The organism is Candidatus Leptovillus gracilis, assembly GCA_016716065.1.
GTDB lineage: Bacteria > Chloroflexota > Anaerolineae > Promineifilales > Promineifilaceae > Leptovillus > Leptovillus gracilis.
In genome coordinates, this window is sequence record JADJXA010000003.1 from 68292 (window position 1) to 90225 (window position 21934).

Below are 21934 nucleotides of genomic sequence, written 5' to 3' on the forward strand. Positions count from 1 at the left end.
AGCCTGCCTCATATGGCGGGTTTGTTACCCACAGGCCTATCTCTGTAATAAATTTCTTTCTCACCTGAGAATCAACGGCAGGTAGAGTGCATAAAGCCGCACGTCATATACTTCCCCACCAGTGAAACTGCCGTTGTCCACGCCAACCCCGCCCAACGGATTGCCCGCCATATCCAGAATGCTGTCATCATCCACCACGTCCAGGCGCAACGTGCCCGCCCCCGTGCCCGTGAAAACCGTCACGACGTAGTTCATGCCCGCGCCGCGCACCACACTCACCACCGCACCCGTCAGGCTGCCGGTTGTCGTCAGCGCAAAATCGCTCTCGTCCACGCCAACCACCTTCTCCGAGAAGGTGACGGCAAAATCCACGCTGGGCGCGACGGTCGGATTGGCGTCGGCGCGGGTGCTAGACTCGACCACCGGCGGCGCAATGTCCAGCGGCGAGAAGACGGCCACAAAGTCAGCGGTCGTGTTGACCAAGCCGTTATTGTTCACATCCTCAAAAGCGCCACCCACATACAGGTCATCATTCAGACGCTTAATGGCTCGCGCGTACGCATTCAGGGAACCATTGCCCGCGCCGTTATTGGCCAATGCCGACCACTGCACGCCGTCCCACATGGTGATGTAGTCGGCTTCCAGCATAAGGCCAGCGCCGGAATTCACGTTGGCAAAATAGCCGCCGACGTAGATGTCTGTGCCATCTATTTCGATGGCATAGACGTTGCCCCCGCCAATCGCCCCATCCCCCGCGCCATTGCTGCCCAGGGCGTGCCAACCAGTCCCATCCCACCGGGCAATCTGATCCGCTTCGGCCACGCCCCCGGCATTAGTAAACATGCCGCCCACGTACAGGTTTCCGGCGGCATCCGGCTGGAGGGCATATACATAGTTGTTCAACGCGCCATTGCCTGCGCCATCGCTGCTCAACGCCGACCAACTGCCCGCGAGCGGATCCCACCGGGCGACATAATCGGCTTCGGGCAAAGGCGTACCGTTGTTGTTGACGTTGGTGAACCAGCCCCCAGCAAACACGCCGCCGCCGGTGATGGCAATGTCTTCGACGCGCTGATTGAGCACGCCATTGCCCGCGCCATCGCTGCCCAGGGCCGACCAATGCGCGCCATCCCATCGGGCGATGTAGTCGGCTTCCGGCAGGGCAGTTCCGTTGTCGTTGACGTTGGTAAACGTGCCGCCCACGATCATCTCGTCGCCGTCGAAGGCGATGGCGTTGACGACGTTGTTCAATGCGCCATTGCCGTCTGCGCCAACGCCAACGGCCGTCCAGTTTTCGCCATCCCACCGGGCAAGGTGGTCGGCCGCCGACAGCAAGACAGCCCCGTTGCGGACGTTGGTAAAGCTGCCGCCGACGTACAGCGCCCCATCTGGCCCAATAACCAGGCAGGCAACCGACCGATCCAATGCGCCATCGCCTGCGCCGTTGCTGCCCAGCGCCGACCAGTGTTCGCCGTCCCATTTGGCGATGAAATCGGCTTCAGGCAAGGCCACGCCATCCTCGTCAATAACGTTCATAAAATCCCCGCCCACATAAACGGCCGTGCCCTGCACCGCCAGCGCATACACCATCCCGTTAAGCGACCCGTTCGTCGGCGCGGCCTGGTCCATCGCCGACCAATCCGCGCCATCCCACTGCGCCAGAGACGAGGCCGCCGTGATCATCTCGCCGGCGTTGTTTTCCACGTAAGGGAAATTGCCCCCGGCATACAGCGTCGTCCCATTCGCCGCCAGGGCATGGATACTACTCAGCAGCGCCCCATCCGCGCTGCCATCACTGCCCAATTCATGCCAGTTCGCGCCGTCCCACCGAACGAGGTAGTCGGCGGCCGTCAGAATCGTTCCCTGGTTGTTGACGTCGGTGAAGTTACCGCCCAGATACAAGTCGCTGCCCATCACGAGTAATGAATACACGTCGCTATTGAGCGATCCTGTGCCCGCGCCATTGTCACCCAGGGCGTTCCAATCCGCGCCATCCCAACGGGCAATGTAGTCGGCCGTAGGGAGGACGACGCCGTTGTTGTTGACATTGGTAAACCTGCCGCCCACATACAGTTCACCCCCACCGCCCAGGGCAATAGCCGAGACGCTATGATTCAGAGCGCCATTCGCGGCGCCATTGCTGCCCAATTCATGCCAGTTCGCGCCGTCCCATCGGGCAATGTAATCGGCGGCGGTTAGCGTTACGCCGTTGTCGGTTACATTGGAAAATGCGCCGCCGATATATAAATCGCTGCCACTGATAGCCAGCGTTCTCACGAAGGCGTTCAACGAGCCATCACCGGAACCGTTATGGCCCACGGCGCTCCAGAGGCTCCCGTCCCATCGGGCGAGGTAGTCAGCCTCTGGCAAGGGTACGCCATTATTGTTGATGTTTGTGAACTGCCCGCCAATGTAGACGGCCGTTCCCTGCGTCACAATAGCAAACACATTACCATTCAACGCGCCATCGGCCGCGCCGTTGCTGCCCATCGCTGACCAACTCGCGCCATCCCAGCGAGCAATGTAATCGGCGGCGCTGTTATCCCCGGCATTGAGGAAGTCCCCGCCGGCATAGAGGTTACCCGCCGCATCTATGGCGAGGGCGGTTACTTGTCTGCTCAGTGCGCCATCGCCGAGGCTGTTCTGTCCCAAACCACTCCAATGCGTGCCATCCCACTTGACAATGTAGTCAGCGGTGGGATCGCTGTTGGCGTTTCTAAAACTGCCACCCACGTACACGGTAGCGCCATCTACGGCTATGGCCCACACCAGATCACGAATCGGCCCGCCGCCGCTGCCCAGATTACGCCAGTCGCCAGCCACGAGGGATGCTTTCGAGCTGTTGTTGGTATCCAAAATTGGCCCGCGCTGCGGGTCTATGGTGACGTGATAGCCGCTCAGGTCCAGCGCGCCGCGGAAGGAACCATCCAGGTTCAGCGTGCCGTCGGGATTGATCAGGCTGTCCGGCGCAACCAGTTCAGCGGCTGGCGCTTCGCTCCAGGCCGCCCGCGTAGCCGTAGGCAGAACAAAAACGCAGATAAGCAACAAGAAATAGCGTAATTTATGTGTCATGTTTCCTCTTTGAAATTGGGTATGGATTAGATAAATCTTGACGAACGGTTTACTGACTTCAGATTATGGCTGCCCGGCTACTATCGGGCTTTCCCAATCGTCAGACATGGTCTGGGTGGTGGTTGGCCCTGTTCCCCAAAAAAGCAGCAAAACGATACATTGCCTGATAAATTCCATGATTAGCTCCTTGCTACGGCTACCAATGTCCACCCCTCCGCCTGTGGCAGCAGCGCCAGTTCATCTCGATTGGCGACATGCACCTCCACGTAACCGCAGGCCCGGCAAACGTAGGTGTTCAGCCACAGCGTCGTCTGGCTTTTCCCCGCCATCAGTTCAATGAGGGCCAGATAACTTCCGGCGGCCAAACCTTCACCGTCGGCCGATAAGCTGCAATAGACTTCGCTGGCCTGGCACTTGGGGCAGATTCCGATATTCATTACGTTCCTTCCAAAGTCAAACTCTTGGGTAGCGGGTAGCAAGTGGCCGGTAGCGGGTTTTTTCTTTACTTGCTACCCGCTACTCGCCACCAGATGTTTGTTCAGTTTGCGCGGTCGGCAATAGCCAGTCTTGTGCTGTTGCAGTAGAATGACTTTGTGGCACGCACTGTAACAAAAAACCCACCGGCAAAAGTTGATATTTCTTGCATACCGCAGGACACGAACGGAGAAACATGGCCGACTTCAGCTTGACAACGAACCCTTCCTCTTTCACCACGTTTGGCGATTTGTTGCGCTTTTTGCGGCGGCGCGCGCGCCTGACACAACGCGCCCTGGGCATTGCGGTAGGCTATAGCGAAGCCCACATCAACCGCTTCGAGAAGAACCGCTATCTCCCCGACGTCACGGCCGTTGCCGCCCTCTTTATCCCCGAACTAGACCTGGAGCAGGAACCAGCCCTGGCCACGCGGCTGCTGGAACTGGCAACGTCATCCACCCCACCCGCCGCCAGCCTGACAGAAGTGGACATGACATTGGAGCAAATACCCGGCACGGCCGTTGCCGAAATTCCCCGCCCCACCCTACACATTCGCGCCCGCCAACGCCTGGACGCCGAACGCCGCCTCCTGTTGTGCGGCCTGGCCGGCATGGGCAAAACCACCCTGGCCGCCCAGCTTGCCCGCGACTATTCCCAGACCATGCCCGTCCTGTGGCTTACTCTGACGGCCGGTATCACCAATTCGGCCGACGTGCTGCTGCGGCAAACGGCCGTGCTGTTGGCCGCCCACGAGCCAGAAACCATGCGCCCGCTTCTCACCCGCGATCCGCGCGCCCGCGCCGCCCTCAGTCTGGAGCAGCAGGTAGCCCTGCTCAGCGCCGCCCTGTCGCGCCAGACCGTCTTGCTGTGCTTCGACAACGCCGAACTCATTCAGGCGGATGAAGCCAGCCGCCAGATTTTGCGCCATCTGGCCGCCACCACCCCCGTCTACCTGCTGCTCACCGCCCGCGAGAGCCTGGCCTTGCCCCACGTGGCCGAAATGGTTCTGCCAGGCTTCAGCGCCGACGAAGCCGCCGCCTTCATTGAGCAAAGCGCCCTCCACCGGCTTACCCCGACCCTGTCCACCCGGCTGGTAGAGAGAACAGACGGCAGCCCCATGCTGCTGCGGCTGGCCCTGGGCAGCCTGACCAACGAGCCGACCGCCCCCGGTGATAGCGCGGCGACGGCCGAATCGTTTATCACCCGGCTAGAGACGCAGCCGCAAGTGGCCGCTTACCTGCTGCGCACAGTACGCCAGCAAATCTCCCCGGCGGCCTGGCGGTTGCTGCTCATGCTGGCCGTCCTGCAGCAGCCGGTGAATCTGACCGATCCCTATCTGGTGGAACTGGCCTGTACGGTGGGCGGCATTGAGGAGATGGCAACGGCCGTTGCCGAATTACAGCGCCATTTTCTCATCCACAACGCCGCCCAGACCCACCTGCCACCCCTGCTGCGCGATTACGTCTATGGCGTTCTCACCGGCGAAGTCACCCTGCGCCGCCGCCTGCACCGTCTGGCGGGCGATTGGTTTCATAGCGTCGCCGATGCCCTGGCCGCCGCCTGGCACTACAGCGCCGCCGGGCTGCTGGATGTGGCGCTGGAAACGATTGAAAACAATACGCCCGCCCTCGTCGGGCGCGGCCAGGTCCTCCCGGCCGCGGCCGTTTTGGACGACGTGCTGGCGCAGCTTGGCCGATTGCGGCGCAAGGACGACGATTTACTGCGCCGCCTGCTGGCGCTGCGTGGCAAGCTGCTGGCGGGCACGCTGCGCATCGCCGAAGGCGAGGCGAGTTTGCGCCAGGCCATTGCCCTCACCGGGAATACGGCCGTGCGTGCCAACCTGATCTACCAAACGGCCGATTTATGCGCCCAGCGCAGCGAGTTTGAAGAAACGCTGCGTCTGGTACAGGCCGCGCAAGCCGGCCTGACGCCCAACGATCTTTTGCTGCAAGCCCGCCTTTGTAACCTGGCGGCCTATGCGCACGGGGATTTGGGGCAGCACCAGGCCGCCTATCAGGCCGTGCAGCAGGCGTTGGCCCTGGCCGATCAGATGGTGGGCTGGCCGCACAGCATGGTGGGTGAAATCCGGGCCAGCGCGCATCTGGGGTTAGCCAGCGTAGCCCGCCACAACCTTGACCTGAACGAGGCGATGGCACAGGCGCAAACGGCCCTGACCTGGGCGCGGGCGGCCGGGCAGCCCCGCCTGCTGAATCTCAGTCTGGCCTACGTGGGGGGCATGTTTTACGACCTGGGTGACATGGTGGCGTCTTTTCAGTACCGCCAGGAAGGATTGGCCGGCGTGCTGGCGATTGGCGATGTACACAGCGCGGCCTATGTGCTGACCTATCTGGCAAACATTCACTTCTTTTGGCTGGAAACGGAACAGGTTTTGGCAAAACTGACTCAGGCCGGCGAAACGCTGCGCATTGTGGCGGATAAACGGGGCCTGGCGGCAACCGAGAGTCTGCGAGCGCTTTGTTTGTTGTGGTGCGGGCAAACAAGCGCGGCGCGACAGGTAGTGGACCAGATGCTCCAGGAGACGGTGGGCAAAAGTACGGCGCGGATGTGGGGGTATCGGCTGGATAAACTGGCTTTAGTGCAACTGGTACAGGGCGAGACGGCCGCGGCTATTGCCACGTTACAGCAGGCGTTGGCGCTGCCCGCCACAACCGAGAACCCGCTGCTAAACTTCCAACTGCATGGGGCGCTGGCTATGGCTTACCTAGCCAGCGCCGAACCAGGCCGCGCGGCGCAAATGCTGGCCCAGGCTCCGCGCCTAGAAGGCTTAAGCATCTGGGCCGAGATGGAGCGCGACCTGATCAGGGGCTACGTGGCGCTGGCCGACGGTGATGCGGCGCTGGCTCGTCGCCTGGCGCAGCAGGTGGCGCAGCGGGCGGAACCCTATCCGCTGTATCGGCAAAAGGCGGCGCAGTTGACGGTGGTGGTGGAACGGCCGTTGCCCTGTCATCTCTGGCCGCAGCAGTTGTGGGTGGCCAGGCCATCAATGATGGATGATGCTTGACCAGAGAGACAGCACGTATCACGCATCAGACCAAGCCCCAGGAAATCCCAAAGACCGAAGTTTATTTGTATAGATACGTTTATTTAATGAATGATGTATCGTCTGGATAACGGCCGTTTTACAACCCATAGGATCACTTTTGGGTAGACGGTAGATAGACAAAATAAGCAGCTTGCAAAGTCCAGGTGTAACTTTCTGGCGTGGCGTCCACATTTCCCACAAGGTCATAAGCGCGAACCTTGAAAGTGTGGGAACCATTGGACAGCGGCGCAAAGGTAGATGGACTGGTGCAGTTAACCCAGATTCCACTATCCAATTGGCAGTCAAACCCGGTTACGCCGCTGCCGCCCACGCCATCATTGCCCTGGAAAGTGAACGTCGGCGTCGGATCGTTGGCCGGAGGCGTTTGCAGCAGGCTGGTTTCTGGTGGAGTGCTGTCGGCGATGGCCCCAATCTCCACTGCGCCCATCTCGCATAGGCCCACGGGCCGCGACCAGCCGCGCTGATCTGTCGTCAGCAGACTGCCATTGGCTCCGTTGCAGCCGAAGGGATTACCGGCTTCTTGTAACGGGCTGCCGGCCAACGGCATATGGGTCAGGGTCTCGCCGCCATTATTAGCCAGCGGCCCTAACAGTGGCGCGACGCCCATTTTGTTGTGAAAAATGTCGCCTGTTGGTGTGCAATGATTGGTGGTTTGGATCAGGTTATAGTCCAACGAGTGCAGTATGCCATGGGCATAACAATCAGAACCCCGTGGGTTTGCGCCCAGCACCGAATTGGCAATGTAGGCATCCTGGCCCACCCATAAACCACCCCCCAATCCAATTTGGTTGAAGTCCGAATCAGACGAGTTGTTGGTGACGGTGACGTTGTAGAGCCAGGCAGTGGACAACATCAACCCGCCACCGCTATTCGTCGCGGTGTTGCCGCTAACGGTAACGTTGGTCATGGTGATCTGGGCGGTTGAATCCCAGTCAACCCCAATACCGCCGCCGTTCGTAGCGTTGTTGTTGGCGATGCTGCTGTGGCTGATGTTCAACTGGCCGTTTTGATAATTTTGCGCGCCGATCCCCCCGCCATCACCTGAAGCCGAATTGCCGGAGATCGTCACTGTTTTAACGGTCAACGAACCACCCCCCAGGAAAATACCGCCACCGTTCGTCGCCGTGTTACTCAAGATGTTGCTGTGGGTAAGCTGCAAGTCCTGGCCTGTGCTTTGGTAGAATATGCCACCCCCCCAGCCGCCGTCGGCATGATTTTGCTGCACGGTCAGCTTGCTTAATTGGGCGTCAGCCAGGTCGGAAATCCACAAGCCACCGCCATCGCCGTTACCCACCACGGTATTAGACATAATATAAGAGGGCGTGGAAACTGTGAGGTGAGCGTTCACCTCATTGTAGATGCCGCCGCCATTGCCAGCATAATTTCCCAAGATGTAGCTGTTACTCAGCACCAATGTGCCGGCGTTGTATATGCCGCCCCCTAAACCATCGGCGGCATTGTGGTAGATATTGCAGGATGAGAGGTACAGGCTGCTGCCAGGGAAAATGAAGACGCCGCCGCCACTGCCAAAGGTGGAGCCGTCCTTGATGGTCAGGCCAGACATGTGGACTTCGGCGTTATTTTCCAGGCTAAGGATACGATCTAGCCAACCGGTGACACCCTTGATGGTGGCCTGGCAGATGCCCCCAAGGCAGATCATGCCTGGGTAATAAAAGTTGAGGTCGTCGGTGATATTGAGATCGCCTGTATTGGCACCGTTGACCCCATTCGGGGGGATGCTTAACCCATAAGTGGCGTCAATGGTTAGCCCGATGTAATCCAATCCGGGGTTGGCATTGGCGGCCAGGATAGCTTCGCGCAGCGAACAGTCGCCCGCCTGGCAGTTGCCGGGTGGAGGATCATCTGTGCGTGTCACAATGTAATTTGTGACCTGGGTAGCTGCCTGGGCGTGCTTTAAGGGCAGAAACGCGAACAGGACAAGGGCGATGCTAAGGGTCAATATGGCGTATATTACAAAACTTTTCTTCATATCATCTCCACGGAACTAGAAATGTAAGTGTTCAGTCCCAGAGGTGCGTGCACTTACAAACGACATGGTTGTGGCGCATGACTCTGAAAAAGTGCGCTGCCCGGGACGCTCACCTCTTTTTTCTTCAGTTTAATTTTTTCTGCCGGGCCAAAGTTGACATTTCTTGTGAAAATGTGCCCGCACTTGACGCTGCCGTCCATCACCGCCTCCAACGCTCCCAGCTTATTTCGATCTACTGACACTGGCGATGTAGCAACGGCCGTTAGCGCCGTTTCAGGCAAAGGGGGAAAACTGGTAAACGGCCGTTAGCCGAGGGTAGCTTGGCTGAGAAAGGGGGCAGAAGGAGAAGGGACAAACGGCTTCCCTTTCTCGTTGGCTGATAGCGATTGGTGTTGGGGAACGGCCGTTCCTCGTTCACTGTTCACTGTTATCTGTTCATTGTTGGCTATTGGTGTTGGGGAACGGCCGTTCCTCGTTTACTATTTCCCGGTGCCAGGGCCAGTGGGTGATAGCCATTCCGACAGAAAAAGGACCCGCCCGTGTGGCCGGGTGATAATGAACAGGTTGCCATTAAGGCTAAAAGCCTGCCAAACCGGCCGGCAGGGGAAACGGCCGTTCGCAACTGCTGCTCAATTCAACGTGTCGGCCATTGTTGGCGGCTTCCAGAATACCGTGCATGACATCTAGGACATGATAGGCCATCTCGCCATTGGCGCGGTGGGAACGGCCGTTACGGATTGCATAAGCCATATCAGCCACCCCGATGCCCCGGTCGTTGCTGCTGTGACCGTGGGTTAAAGGCACTTCGCGCCACTCCTTTTCACCCAGGCGGCGTACCCGCACCGGGCCGCCAAACAGGTTGGGGTCTGGCAGGCACAACGTCCCCTTCGTGCCCTGGATTTCCAGCAAAGCGCCGCCGACATCATATAGATTCAGCGCCGCGCCCGCCGACACGGCCACATCAAAGCTGGTGGTCAGCGTGGCGACCGGGCCGCTGGCAAAATCGAGGATGCTGGCAATGTGGGTGGGCGTTTCTACCGGGAACTTTTCCCCTTGTTTGGGGCCGCTGCCGATGGTGCGTTCCGGGTAGGTCGTGCGCGCCGAGCCGGTGACGCGGCGGATTGGCCCCAGCAGCGAAATCAGGGCGGTGAGGTAGTATGGCCCAATGTCAAACAGCGGCCCCGCACCCACCTCATAGAGAAAACCGGGGTTGGGATGCCACGCTTCTGGCCCTTGAATGAGCATGAACGCCTGCGCGGCCACCGGTGTGCCGATTTCGCCCGCGTCGAGCAGTTGGCGACAGGTTTGCAGACCGCCGCCTAAGAAGGTGTCCGGGGCGCAGCCCACCAGCAGACCGCGTGTTTTGGCTTCTTGCAGGAGAAGACGGCCGTCTTCCCGGCTAACGGCCAATGGTTTTTCATTGTAGACCGATTTGCCTGCCCGCAGCGCCGCCAGCCCAATTTCGGCGTGGACGTCGGGAGTGGTCAGGTTGATGATGAGTTCGATTTCGGGGTCGGCCAGCACCTCGGCGATGGGTTTGGCCTGGGGCACGTTGAACTTCTCGGCCTGGCTTTGGGCACGGGGCAGGGTGCGGTTGGCGCAGGCGACCAGGGCCAGGATGTCCCATTTGGCCGCGTTTTCCAGATAGATGTCGCTGATATTGCCGCAGCCGATAACGGCCGTTTTCACGGGTTTTGTTGTCATGATTGAACCTCCGTTATTCTTTGAGCAGGTAAGAAACGAACGCCAGCGTCCGATTATCCGGTGACCAGGAGTTGACGTTCATTGTGCCCTGGCCGCCAAACAGCTTGACGATGGTTTGGGAAGCGCCACCCTCGGCCGGAATCAGTCGCAATTCGACGTGTTTATTCGGCGGATGGTCGCCCGGCGATACATCGTCTTTGCCGTAGGCGATGTAGGCAACGAAACGGCCGTTCGGCGAGATATGCGGAAACCAGCCGTTGGCCTCTTCCTTTACCATGTGGGTGGGGTTCGAGCCATCCGCTTCCATCCGCCAGATTTGCATCAAGCCGCTGCGCGTGGAGTTGAACCAGATATGGTCACCAGACGGTGAGTATTCCGGCCCATCATCCAGTCCCGGTTCGTTGGTTAGTTGAGTTTCTGCGCCGCCATTCACGGAGATGGTATAGATGTCGTACTGGCCGCCACGCTCGGCGCAGTAGGCCAGCCGCTCGCCGTCGGGCGACCAGCCGTGCAGGTAGCTGGGGCCTTTTTCGGTAACTAATACAGGCTCGCCACCGGCCAGAGGCAGAATGTAGATGCGTGATGCGGCGTCTGCAGGGGTGTGGTGGCTGACGGCAAGCTGGCGGTTGTCTGGCGAGAGGACGTGGTCGTTGTTGCAGTCAATGGCAAAGCCGGTGTCAATCTCCCGGATTACGCCGGTTGCCAATTCATAGGTGTACATCCGCCCCCGGCTGTTGTAGATGAAGTAACGGCCGTCGCTCGTCCAATTTGGCGCTTCGATGACGGTGTCAAACTCCTGGAGAACAGTTCTCTTTCCAGTGTAAACGTCTACTGTCTCCAAAATGCTGAATGAATCGCGTGCGGCGATCCAGTTTCGTAATGTCTCAATATCCAATTTATCGGTCTCCTGTGTCTCTCGGACTTATTTGCTGGCTGGTGCTGGTAACGGCCGTTCCGCGCGCTCTCGATACAGAACATACAGCCCACTCCCCAGCGTCAAAAAGGCGCCAGCTATGGTTAACCAGGTTGGAATCTCGCGCCAAATAAGAAAGCCCCACATGATGTTGATGGGCAGCGACACATATTCAAATGGGGCGGCCACCGAAGCCTGGGCCAGGCTGTAGGCGCGCGACAAAAGATACATCCAGCCAGCCCAAATCAACCCCAATCCAGCCATGATCAGGCCATCCAGCAAAGTCGGCATGGTCCAGGGGCGAATGAGAAAAGCAATGCTTGGGTGGACGTTGGGCATTTCGCCCACGATGAGCGGTAACGGCACTAGAATCAGCGCCGCTGCCAGATACACCAGCGAGCTGTAGTACGCCATCGTCGCGCTGCTGTCCTCCGCTTGCAGTTTGCGCGTCAGGATGACAACTAGCGCATAAAAGAGCACGGAGATCAACACAAAAACAGACCCAAGATTAAAGCTTGCCGAACCAGGCTGGACGATGAGAAGCACCCCCATAAAGCCGATGACCAGCGCCAGCCAGCGGCGCGGCCCCACCTTTTCGCCCAGCATCACGACGGATAAAAAAGTAATCATTAGCGGACCGGAGAAGCGAATCGCTTCGATCTGAGCCAGCGGTAAGGCTGCCAACCCCATCATAAAAGTTGTGTAGGAGAGAAAAAGGAAAAGACCACGAATGTATTCAAGCCGGGGAAGTGTCGTGGTGGGCAGTCCGCGCTGGCCTTCATAGCGGTAGAAAACCAGGGTGAAAGGCAAGGCAATCAAACTGCGGAAGGCGACGATTTGCAAGGCGGAATAATCGCCGCCAATCCATTTGATGACGATGTTCTGGATGGAGATGACGAATGCGGCTGATACGAGAAAGCCGATGCCTTTAACATTTGCACTTACTTTCATGGGATCACCTGGCATACGGAATCAGGCCAACGACTGGGTGGGGGACATACGGCTCTTCCAGATAGGTCATATCTTCGGCCGTTAAGGCAACCGACAGCGATGCAACCGCGCTCTCCAGATGCGAGATTTTTGTGGCGCCGATGACCGGCGCGACGACGGGATTTTTATGCCGCAGCCAGGCCAGGGCGATATGGGCCATGGGCACACCATGATTGGCGGCAATTTCCGCCACACGCGCCACAACCATTTTGTCGGCAACGGCCGTAGCGTCATATTTCTGTTTGGCGATGGGGTCGGTCTCCAGGCGCGGCGTCGTTTCCGCCCAATCACGCGCCAATCTCCCAGACGCCAACGGGCTGTATGGCGTAACCGCAATCTTCTCCTCAACGCACAGCGGCAGCATCTCCCGTTCTTCTTCCCGGTAGATAAGGTTGTAGTGGTTTTGCATGGAAACGAAGCGCGTCCAGCCGTGCTTCTCTGCCACGTGCAGCGCCTTCTGGAACTGAATGGCATACATGGCCGACGCGCCGATGTAGCGCACCTTGCCCGCTTTCACAATATCGTGCAGCGTTTCCATTGTTTCTTCGATGGGCGTGTTGTAATCCCAGCGGTGGATGATGTATAGGTCAATGTAATCCATCCCCAGCCGCTTCAGGCTCTGGTCCACCTGGCTCATGATATGCTTGCGCGACAGGCCGCCGCCGTTGGGCTTTTGGTTCATCGGCGAAAAAACCTTGGTGGCTACCACAATTTCATCCCGATTGGCAAAATCGTTCAGGGCGCGACCGAGAATTTCCTCGCTACGGCCGTAGGCATAGACATTGGCCGTGTCAAAAAAGTTGACCCCTAAATCCAGCGCTTTTTTGATGATCGTGCGACTGCCTTCCTCATCCAGCGCCCAGGTGTTGTGGACCCAGTTTTCGGCCGTGCCAAAGCTCATGCAGCCCAGGCAAATCGGCGAGACATCCAATCCGGTATTGCCAAGTTTTACGTATTCCATCTGCAATCTCCTGTCAGTTTGTTTCTATTGTGCGCGACGTAAGTTTAATGGTTGCGACACGCGCCTCAGACTATTGATGCTTTTCCGCTGTTGCCACGTTACCGTTTTGGCATTTTTCGTACTCCTTGTTATCTCTGCTACATCAATCGGTTAGTTTCTGCTCTCTCGTCAAAACCGCGTTTTCATACACCTGTATTTTGTGGTTCAGTAAATCTAAGGTCTCTTGCATTTCAGCCATCCGGGCCAGAAGCTGGGTACGCTGTTCCTGCAAGATTTCTTTTCGGGCGTCAATGGTCTCGTCGCCCTGCTGCACCAGGGCGTAATACCCGATCAGCACTTCAACGGAAAGTCCGGCGCTCCGCATACACTTGATGAAGTTGACGCGCCGCAGATCTAGCTCGCTGTAATCTCGAATGCCGCCATCGGTGCGGTTGACCGGTGGGAGCAGGCCAACTTTCTCGTAGTAGCGCAGCGTATCTACGGACAGACCGGATTGTTCGCTCACTTCTGAAATCTTCATGTTTGCACCTCCACGGGGTAGTGTAATACCTGGAGTTAACTCCAAGTCAAGGAGAAATTTAAAATTGGCTTGTAATCGGCCTAAAATCAGAAGTCGGGTAGGATACTGGCGAGTACCCTCCCCGACTTTTGCTTGCGGTATGGGTGACGCAGTTAGCGCTGCTGTTGGCAAAGCTGAAGATTAGCTCCGTGGTCGCGCCATTGGTTAGCCTGTGCCACATCCCCCAGGACCCGCGCCTGCTGTGCGGCGGTGATAGTTTCTAGCAGCTGCCCTTTATCGGCCAATAGGGCGCTCAAACGGCCGTATACCTACCCCCTCATACGCCGCCAGCACCGCATGACCCTAACGGCCGTCTTAGCGTTGATTGTTGCTCTTTTCCAGTCCAACCTGCTACAATGATCCTCATCAGATGTGCTGTTTACTTGACCTATGTCCACTCCGATTTTAGCCACCAAACTGTATATCCCCCCACCCCGCCCCGGCGTTGTCCCGCGTCCCCGCCTCATCAATCGGCTAAACGCGGGGTTGGCAATGGGTGGCAAACTAACGCTCATCTCTGCTTCCGCCGGCTTTGGCAAGACCACCCTGGTCGGCGAATGGCTTGCCCATTGTGGGCGGTTGGTGGCCTGGCTGTCGCTGGATGAGGGGGACCGCGATCCGATCCGCTCCATCGCTTACCTGATAGCAGCGTTACAGACGATCCAGGCGGGATTTGGCGAAGGGCTGTTAGCTGTACTCCAATCCCCTCAGCCGCCGCAAGCCGAAGCAATTTTGACGGCCCTGCTCAATGAAATTGCCACCATCTCGGACAATTTCATCCTCGTTCTTGATGACTACCATGTCATTGATTCTCAGCCGGTAGACCAACTCCTGACTTTCCTCATTGAACACCAACCGCCGCAGATGCACCTGGTTATCGCCACCCGCGAAGACCCATCTCTGCCCCTGTCCCGGTTACGCGCCCGCGGCCAACTGACCGAACTACGCGCCGCCGACTTGCGGTTTACCCCCGCCGAGGCCGCTGAATTTCTCAACCTGATGATGGGACTAAATCTCTCCGTAGAAGACATCGCTGCATTGGAAACTCGTACCGAAGGCTGGATCGCCGGCCTACAATTGGCTGCGCTCTCCATGCAAGGTCGAGAAGACGTCGCCGGTTTTATCCAGGCCTTCACCGGCAGCCATCGTTTTGTGCTGGACTATCTGGTCGAAGAAGTTCTTCAGCACCAGCCTGAACCTATCCGCAGCTTCTTACTGCAAACCGCGATTCTCGACAGGTTTTGCGCGTCTTTGTGCAATGTTGTCACAGAGCGGGAAGATGGGAAAGAAATACTGGCTATCCTGGAACGCAGCAATTTGTTCCTCATTCCGCTGGATGATCGGCGCCAGTGGTATCGTTATCACCACCTTTTCGCCGATGTTTTACGAGCGCACTTGATGGAGGCGCAGCCTGATCGAGTAGCCACTCTGCATCAGTGGGCAAGCGCCTGGTATGAACAGAACGGATTCCCACCCGATGCCATCCGCCATGCACTGGTCGCCGGGGATTTCGAACACGCCGCGGGATTGATCGAACTGGCCTGGTCAGCAATGGACCTCAGTTACCAATCCTCCACCTGGCTCGGTTGGGTTAAAGCGCTGCCTGATGTGTTGATCCACGTCCGGCCGGTACTTGGCGTGGGTTATGCCTGGGCGTTGCTGGATGGCGGCGAGCTGGAGGCCAGCGAATCCCGTTTGCAGGACGCCGAACGCTTACTGGACACCCCAACTGATACAATGGTCATCGTGGATAAAGCGCAATTTCGCTCATTGCCCGCTTCAATCGCCACTGCCAGGGCCTACCGCTCCCTGGCGCTTGGCAATGTCGCCGACGCTGTAAAGTATGCCCAACAGGCGCTTGAACTCACCCCTGGAGATGACCAGGCCCGATACATCCAGGCCACCTCGCTCCTGGGGATTGCCCAGTATTCCAGTGGAGACCTGGAGGCCGCCGAGCATTCCCTGACCGATTTCCATACGCACCTGCGGCAAACTGGTGAAACAGCGACCCTGATCAGCATCACATTTTTACTGGCCGACATCCGGGCGGCGCTGGGCCGCCTCCATGAGGCGGAAAGCATCTATCAGCAATCATTGCTTCTCGCTACCGGCCAGGGCGGGCTTGTGCCCCTTGGAACGGCAGACTTGTATCGCGGCCTGGCTGAGCTTTCCCTTGAACGGAGCGATCTGAAAGCCGCTGCGCAACACTTGCTGACCAGCCAGAAGCTGAGCGAGCAGACCACGATGACGGATTGGCCGCATCGCCTATGCGTTTCCCAGGCACGCCTGAAAGAGGCGCAGGGAGACCTGGATGGCGCACTCGCTCTGCTTGATGAAGCGGAGCGCGTGACGATTCGGACCCCCTTGCCCGATGTGCGTCCCATCGCGGCTTTGAAGGTGCGGGTCTGGCTGAAGCAGGGCAGGTTGGCTGAAGCCCTGGGGTGGGCACGTGAGCAAGAGCTATCGGTGGATGATATTATCGGCTACACACGCGAGTTTGAGTACATCACGCTGGCCCGGATACGTATCGCCGCCGGTAAAAGCGACCGGGAGGCAGGCTCTCTTGACGAGGCTATCCGGCTGCTGGGGCGTCTCTTACAAGCAGCGGAAACTGGCGGCCGGTTGGGCAGCGTCATTCAGATCCTGTTGCTGCAAGCCCTGACGTTCCAGGCGCAAGATAACCTGCCCCACGCCCTGGCGGCTTTGGAACGCGCCCTGGCCCTGGCCGAGCCGGAAGGCTACGTGCGCATCTTTGTGGATGAAGGCGAAGCGATGCGATTGTTGCTTGAAAAACAATCGCGCCATCGAGACCATCCACTGAGCGGTTATGTGGACAAACTCCTGGCTGCCTTTACCCAACCGGCGGCTGCGCCAACATCAGCTAGCAGCCAGCAAAAACCAGACATGATGGAGCCTTTGAGCGAACGCGAACTGGAAGTGCTGAAGCTGCTGCGAAGCGACTTAAGCGGCCCAGAAATTGCCCAACAACTGATCGTGTCGCTCAACACCTTGCGCACCCACACCAAAAACATTTTTAATAAATTGGGGGTCAACAACCGGCGAACGGCCGTGCGCCGCGCCGAGGAACTCGATTTGTTCTAACTGGCCCGAAATCGCCAATACCGGCCCCGGCAGGTGTCATCAACCACCTGCCGGGGTTTTTTTGTTTTCCGCCATCAATCACCACCTCTATCACATCATGTGGTGATGACATTTCCCCACCTCTGGCGGTATCTTAAGGGCAAATCAACCACGAGAGAAAAACATGAGGCGCAGAATGGTTGAAACGCCAACCCCGAAAACTCAATCTTACGAAATCCGCCTCAAGGGACACCTGGAGGCTCGCTGGGTGACGTGGTTCGACGGCCTGACCATCACGCTGGACGGGAACGGCAACACACTCCTGAGTGGCCCGGTGGTTGATCAGGCCGCCCTGCACGGCATACTCAAAAAAATACGCGATGTGGGCCTGCCTTTGCTCTCGGTTCGTTCCGTTGCGTCAGATACCGAGGAGGTTAGCGAAGCGTAAATCCTCAGCCTACTTTGACCTTCAACAAACAGTCACCTTCAAAACAAGTCATTGGTATTCATTTAAAAAGGAGAAAAACATGAAAACCTTGCAGAAATTTGGCGGTTTCGCCGCGCTGTACATGGCAGCTGCCTACCTGATCGGAATGGTTATCTTTCTCGTCATTCTGGACTACCCCAGCATTACCGACCCGGCGCAAAAGGCGGCTCTGCTCGTCAAAATGCCAATGGTCACCTTTTCAACCAACCTGCTCATGTACGTGTTCTTTGGCGTTTTCCTGATTGTCCTGTCACTGGCGTTGTACGACCGGTTGAAGTCTGGCGCACCGGCGGTCATGCAGGTGGCAACCGCAATCGGGATCATCTGGGCTGGCTCGCTGATCGCCAGCGGCATGGTTGCGAATGCCGGGATCGCCCCTGTCGTGGCCCTTTATGCCAGAGACCCGGCCCAGGCCGCGCTGACCTGGCAGGGGATTGAAATCGTGGCGAGCGGTTTGGGCAACGGCAACGGTGAAATTAAGGGTGGCCTTTGGATGCTTCTCGTCAGTTGGGTTGCTTTGCGATCTGGAGGGCTTCCCAAGGGATTGAATATTCTCGGCCTTTTGACCAGTGCGGTGGGCATTGTTTCCATCTTCCCGGGATTGACCGATCTAACCGGGCTGTTTGGCCTGATCCAAATCATCTGGTTCGTCTGGCTAGGCATCATCCTTTTGCGTAGCAATCCAAACCAGGCAGCGCAAAATCAATCGCCTTTTCGACTTCAAGTTTCAACAGCCAACCAGGGTATTGGCGAGGTTGAGCGTTAACCTCGTCAATTTTGAAAAGTAATCGTGGAGGAATGCTCATGAAAGCAATTGTGTACACAAAATTTGGCCCGCCAGATGTTCTTCAGCTTCAAGAGGTCGAAAAACCTACGCCTAAACATAACGAGGTGTTGATAAAAATAGTGGCGACAACTGTCGTAAAAGAAGACCCGGATTTGAGAGCTGCCCCAGGTTTTAACGGTTTTCTGAAACCCAGACATCCAATCCTGGGGCAGGAGTTGGCTGGAGAAATTGAAGCAACAGGCAGAGACGCGACCCGTTTCAAACCCGGCGACCAGGTATTTGGCTTTGATATGTTTGGCGCGTATGCTGAATACAAATGTATGCCTGAAAACGGGGCGCTGGCTATTAAGCCGGTTAATCTGAGCTACGAAGAAGCCGCAAGCGTTCCGAATGGGGCATTAACCGCGCTGCCTTTTCTAAGAGATAAGGGCAAGATTCGGAGTGGACAAACCGTGCTGATCTATGGCGCTTCTGGATCGGTTGGCGCTGCGGCGGTTCAACTGGCCCGGTACTACAGGGCGGAGGTGACAGGAGTATGTAGTTCGGCAAATTTGGCATGGGTTCAATCTTTGGGCGCCGATCAGGTGATTGATTACACCCAGGAGGAGTTTACCGAAAACGGCAAGGCCTATGACATTATTTTTGATACGGTTGGCAAGCGTTCGTTTTCACAGTGCAAAGGCTCGCTGACGGATGAAGGCATCTATCTGACGACGGTCCCTAAGCCGGAAATTATGTTACAGGCATTATGGTCCGCGAAGAACAACGGCAAAAAGGCGAGGTTTGCGGCTACCGGTTTGAGATCAGCCGGAGAGAAGAGCAAAGATCTGGTCTTGCTCGCGGAATTGCTTGAGGCGGGGAAGATAAAACCGGTCATAGATAGATGTTACCCGCTCGAACAGATTGCCGAAGCTCACCGGTATGTGGCGCAGGGCCACAAAAAGGGTAATGTGGTCATTACGGTATAACATAACGCCCAGCCTGACGTTGTTATTCGTTTGGGGCGTGGTTCAAGATTGTGAAAATGTCCTTTACAAATGAGACGTGTCATGCTGAGCGAAGTCTTCGGAGCGAAGCATCCCTATTGACTTGCGTGACCAAAGCAGAGGGATTTCTTCGCTCCGCAGACTCCGCTCAGAATGACGATTCGCAGACTAATTTGTAAAGGACAACTTTGGCTTTTTGCACCATGCCTTAATTTGGGGATCCGCTGACCAGGAATTGAGCTTGAGATGTAATTTATGATCTCGCTTACCAATCGTTTGTATGCCGACCCAAGAGTATTTGACGGCCGAAGAGCGGCTGGCGATGATGCGCGGGCCAGAGTATGACGTGGAATTGGACCTGTATTGTTTGTTGCCTGATGGTTGGCTGACGAAGTAGTTTGCATCATAGCGCAGCTCCAAACTCAAGTTGAGACAAAAATGATAGAGAAAATAATGATGAATAACCCACAACCTTCTTTCCGGTCAATTCTGTATCGGACTGTTATTTCTCATACTGTCACTTATTTCACTACCGGCGTTGTCGCTGCTATTCTCCTTGGCTATGCAACTCGAATGATCCGGCCAGATGTAGCCCCGATCATTCGAAAAATTACGGATCCGATACTGGTAGCCAGCCCTCTATTTCAGCCATTGAGGGCTGCATTATTGGCACTTGTGTTTTACCTGTTAAGAGACGTTTTATTCAGCAATCGCAAAGGCTGGCTGATCATGTGGTGTATGCTTGTTGTTATAGGGATTCTTACGCCGTTTTCAGCTAGTTGGGGCGGTATTGAGGGAATGATTTTTTTCAATTTACCTTTATGGGATCATATAGTAGGTTGGCCGGAGGTGTTTTTGCAGACATTGTTATTATTATTATCAGTCATTCTCACGTACTGGGTAGATCTCACCCAAAGAGCAAACGTCTCCGTGTCATCCTGTTGATGGGCTTCACTTTGACAATGTTGTTGCCGATACTTTTGTTATTGAAAATCTAGAGAGACCTGCAAGTCCGCGTTGTGGATAGTGAGCGGATGCAACTGCACATCCGTCACGCCAAAGGCAACCGCGACCGCTATGTCCCCCCACCGGAGACGGTTCTCCCCCTCCTGCACGCCTACTGGCTTACCCAGCGGTGACACGACTTAACTTCCCGGAAGTTGATTGCAAGAAGATACTTCCGGGAAGTTATTCTTAGACGATTTCTTAGTTGTCCACAATCGGCAGGTACAGATCTAATACAAACTCCTCGAAGGGCGTAGGCGGTGGTGTGAGAACTTCTTCCAACCACTGGTGGTTACTGCGCCGGTAAGGGCTATTTTCCGCCCAGCCCACCAGTTCCTGCCATGCCCCCTGGATGTTCTGCACACCCTGGCAGCGCATGACCGCATACAAACCACCGCCGAACGCCTTGATTGCCACGTCGCCCGACGCCTCCACCTCTGGTCCCACAGTAACCCACTGCTCATAGCCGTAATTCGGGCTGCCAGGCGCGGGATTCGGGTTGTTAAAGCCGAAATAGCGGACGCCGGTCAAGTTGTTTGCGGCGACAAAGGCCATCATCTTGTCCCAGGCGATGCCTTCCGGTTCCGGACCAAAGCCGTGGACTGCCGCCACGCGCAGCGGCTCCAGTTTCACAATTCGCACATCGTTTTTACTCATCGGTTAGCTCCTTAATTGCGGTCTTAGGCGGTTTTGTGCAGCGGGCGATGGGTAACAGATGGCGCGTCTGACGACCATCTCCCCCACTTGCTGCCCGCTGCCCATTGAAACCTGAAGACCATCCATGATTGATGACGGCAGTATAAACAGCAAACCCTGACACCTATTGTCAGGGTTTTATGCTAAAATTTGACGATGCGCGCAGATCGGTTGTTATCACTTTTACTGCTGCTGCAAACGCGGGGTCACATGTCGGCGCGGGCGTTGGCAGCGGAACTGGGCGTGACAGAGCGGACCATTTACCGCGACGTAGAGGCGCTGTCGGTGGCCGGCGTACCCATTTATGCCGACACCGGGATGAAGGGTGGTTATGCGCTGCTGGACAGTTACCGCATGTCCCTGACGGGCATGAACGAAGCGGAAGTGCGGGCGCTGTTTATGCTCAGCATCCCGGAACCGCTGGCCGATTTAGGGGTCAGTCAAGAGCTGCGTTCGGCGCTGCTCAAGTTAACGGCCGCATTGCCTGCACGGCAGCGCCAGGATGAAGCCCACGTGCGCCAGCGCATTCACCTGGACGCGGCGTGGTGGTTTCAGGGCGGCGAATCCATTTTGCATTTGCCGCTGGTGCAGCAGGCGGTATGGCAAGATCGTCGGCTCCGTATCCACTATCCCACGCCGTTTGGCCCGGCGGTGGGGGTGACGCAGGTGGTGGAGCCTTATGGCCTGGTGGCGAAGGCGGGGGTGTGGTATGTGGTGTATGCGCGTAACGGCCGTTTCCTGGCTCAGCGCATCGCCAAACTCCTGGAAGTAGCTATACTGGACGAGACGTTCAATCGGGACCCCGGTTTTGACCTGGCCGCTTTCTGGCAGGCGTGGTGCGCGGACTTTGAGACGCAGCGGGCGCAATATCCGGTAGAGATACGCATCGCACCACAGCTTGTGGACCAGCTTCCTTACTATTTAGGCGAGACGATGCAAGAGTGCATGACCGCGTTAGAAATGCCGGACGCGGCCGGCTGGGTGCGGGTTACGCTGGTTTTTGAGAGTTTGGAAGAAGCCCGCGGCAAGCTGCTGGCGCTGGGCGGGGCGGTGGAAGTGTTGTCGCCGCGCCCCCTGCGCTGGAGCATGGCCGATTTTGCGGCGCAGATTAGCGCTTTGTACCGGGAGATGGAACCTGGGAAAAGCTTCTTGTCAATGAGATAAA

Annotated in this window: 16 protein-coding genes; 7 read left to right on the plus strand and 9 right to left on the minus strand. The window is 57.1% G+C overall.

What is annotated here, in order from left to right:
• Nucleotides 1–60: 60 nt before the first annotated feature.
• Together IPM39_09125 and IPM39_09130 are read right to left on the minus strand one after the other, a co-directional pair.
• Nucleotides 61–3072: a hypothetical protein gene (locus IPM39_09125; protein ID MBK8986228.1), complete on the minus strand. Its 3012-nt coding sequence runs from the start codon at nucleotides 3070–3072 to the stop codon at nucleotides 61–63.
• Nucleotides 3073–3251: 179 nt separating this feature from the next.
• Nucleotides 3252–3509 (minus strand): hypothetical protein, encoded by a 258-nt coding sequence (locus tag IPM39_09130; GenBank protein ID MBK8986229.1) that lies wholly within the window; start codon nucleotides 3507–3509, stop codon nucleotides 3252–3254.
• A gap of 233 nt (nucleotides 3510–3742) precedes the next feature.
• Here IPM39_09130 and IPM39_09135 point away from each other — a divergent pair, with 233 nt between their 5' ends.
• Entirely contained in the window at nucleotides 3743–6568 is a 2826-nt protein-coding gene (locus IPM39_09135) for a helix-turn-helix domain-containing protein (GenBank protein MBK8986230.1), read from the plus strand.
• A 133-nt stretch (nucleotides 6569–6701) separates the two neighbouring features.
• Here the strand turns inward: IPM39_09135 and IPM39_09140 are convergent, their stop codons facing one another.
• The 6 genes from IPM39_09140 to IPM39_09165 form a co-directional block, all read right to left on the minus strand.
• Complete coding sequence (locus tag IPM39_09140) at nucleotides 6702–8600, minus strand: right-handed parallel beta-helix repeat-containing protein (GenBank protein ID MBK8986231.1); 1899 nt, start codon at nucleotides 8598–8600, stop codon at nucleotides 6702–6704.
• Nucleotides 8601–9176: 576 nt separating this feature from the next.
• The gene (locus IPM39_09145; protein MBK8986232.1) at nucleotides 9177–10304 is read right to left on the minus strand and encodes a Gfo/Idh/MocA family oxidoreductase; all 1128 of its coding nucleotides are present in this window, start codon (nucleotides 10302–10304) and stop codon (nucleotides 9177–9179) included.
• 13 nt (nucleotides 10305–10317) lie between these two features.
• Nucleotides 10318–11199: a TolB family protein gene (locus tag IPM39_09150; protein ID MBK8986233.1), complete on the minus strand. Its 882-nt coding sequence runs from the start codon at nucleotides 11197–11199 to the stop codon at nucleotides 10318–10320.
• Nucleotides 11200–11226: 27 nt separating this feature from the next.
• Nucleotides 11227–12168 carry a DMT family transporter gene (locus tag IPM39_09155; GenBank protein ID MBK8986234.1) on the minus strand — a complete coding sequence of 314 codons (942 nt, stop codon included), beginning with the start codon at nucleotides 12166–12168 and terminating at the stop codon, nucleotides 11227–11229.
• A 4-nt stretch (nucleotides 12169–12172) separates the two neighbouring features.
• Nucleotides 12173–13168, minus strand: coding sequence for an aldo/keto reductase (locus IPM39_09160; GenBank protein MBK8986235.1), 996 nt, complete (start codon nucleotides 13166–13168; stop codon nucleotides 12173–12175).
• A 142-nt stretch (nucleotides 13169–13310) separates the two neighbouring features.
• Entirely contained in the window at nucleotides 13311–13688 is a 378-nt protein-coding gene (locus IPM39_09165) for a MerR family transcriptional regulator (GenBank protein ID MBK8986236.1), read from the minus strand.
• 429 nt (nucleotides 13689–14117) lie between these two features.
• On the opposite strand from IPM39_09165, the gene IPM39_09170 reads away from it, so the two are divergent.
• The 5 genes from IPM39_09170 to IPM39_09190 all read left to right on the plus strand — a co-directional run bounded on the left by IPM39_09170 (nucleotide 14118) and on the right by IPM39_09190 (nucleotide 20013).
• Nucleotides 14118–16829 (plus strand): helix-turn-helix transcriptional regulator, encoded by a 2712-nt coding sequence (locus tag IPM39_09170; GenBank protein ID MBK8986237.1) that lies wholly within the window; start codon nucleotides 14118–14120, stop codon nucleotides 16827–16829.
• 175 nt (nucleotides 16830–17004) lie between these two features.
• Nucleotides 17005–17256 carry a hypothetical protein gene (locus IPM39_09175; GenBank protein ID MBK8986238.1) on the plus strand — a complete coding sequence of 84 codons (252 nt, stop codon included), beginning with the start codon at nucleotides 17005–17007 and terminating at the stop codon, nucleotides 17254–17256.
• 79 nt (nucleotides 17257–17335) lie between these two features.
• Nucleotides 17336–18061 (plus strand): DUF4386 family protein, encoded by a 726-nt coding sequence (locus tag IPM39_09180; protein MBK8986239.1) that lies wholly within the window; start codon nucleotides 17336–17338, stop codon nucleotides 18059–18061.
• Between the two features lie 38 nt (nucleotides 18062–18099).
• Nucleotides 18100–19050 carry an NAD(P)-dependent alcohol dehydrogenase gene (locus IPM39_09185; protein MBK8986240.1) on the plus strand — a complete coding sequence of 317 codons (951 nt, stop codon included), beginning with the start codon at nucleotides 18100–18102 and terminating at the stop codon, nucleotides 19048–19050.
• A 456-nt stretch (nucleotides 19051–19506) separates the two neighbouring features.
• Complete coding sequence (locus tag IPM39_09190; protein MBK8986241.1) at nucleotides 19507–20013, plus strand: hypothetical protein; 507 nt, start codon at nucleotides 19507–19509, stop codon at nucleotides 20011–20013.
• Nucleotides 20014–20274: 261 nt separating this feature from the next.
• On the opposite strand, the gene IPM39_09195 is transcribed toward IPM39_09190, so the two are convergent.
• Nucleotides 20275–20730, minus strand: a complete 456-nt coding sequence (locus tag IPM39_09195) for a GyrI-like domain-containing protein (GenBank protein ID MBK8986242.1) — start codon at nucleotides 20728–20730, stop codon at nucleotides 20275–20277.
• A 210-nt stretch (nucleotides 20731–20940) separates the two neighbouring features.
• Here IPM39_09195 and IPM39_09200 point away from each other — a divergent pair, with 210 nt between their 5' ends.
• Nucleotides 20941–21933 (plus strand): WYL domain-containing protein, encoded by a 993-nt coding sequence (locus IPM39_09200; protein MBK8986243.1) that lies wholly within the window; start codon nucleotides 20941–20943, stop codon nucleotides 21931–21933.
• Nucleotide 21934 lies beyond the last annotated feature (1 nt).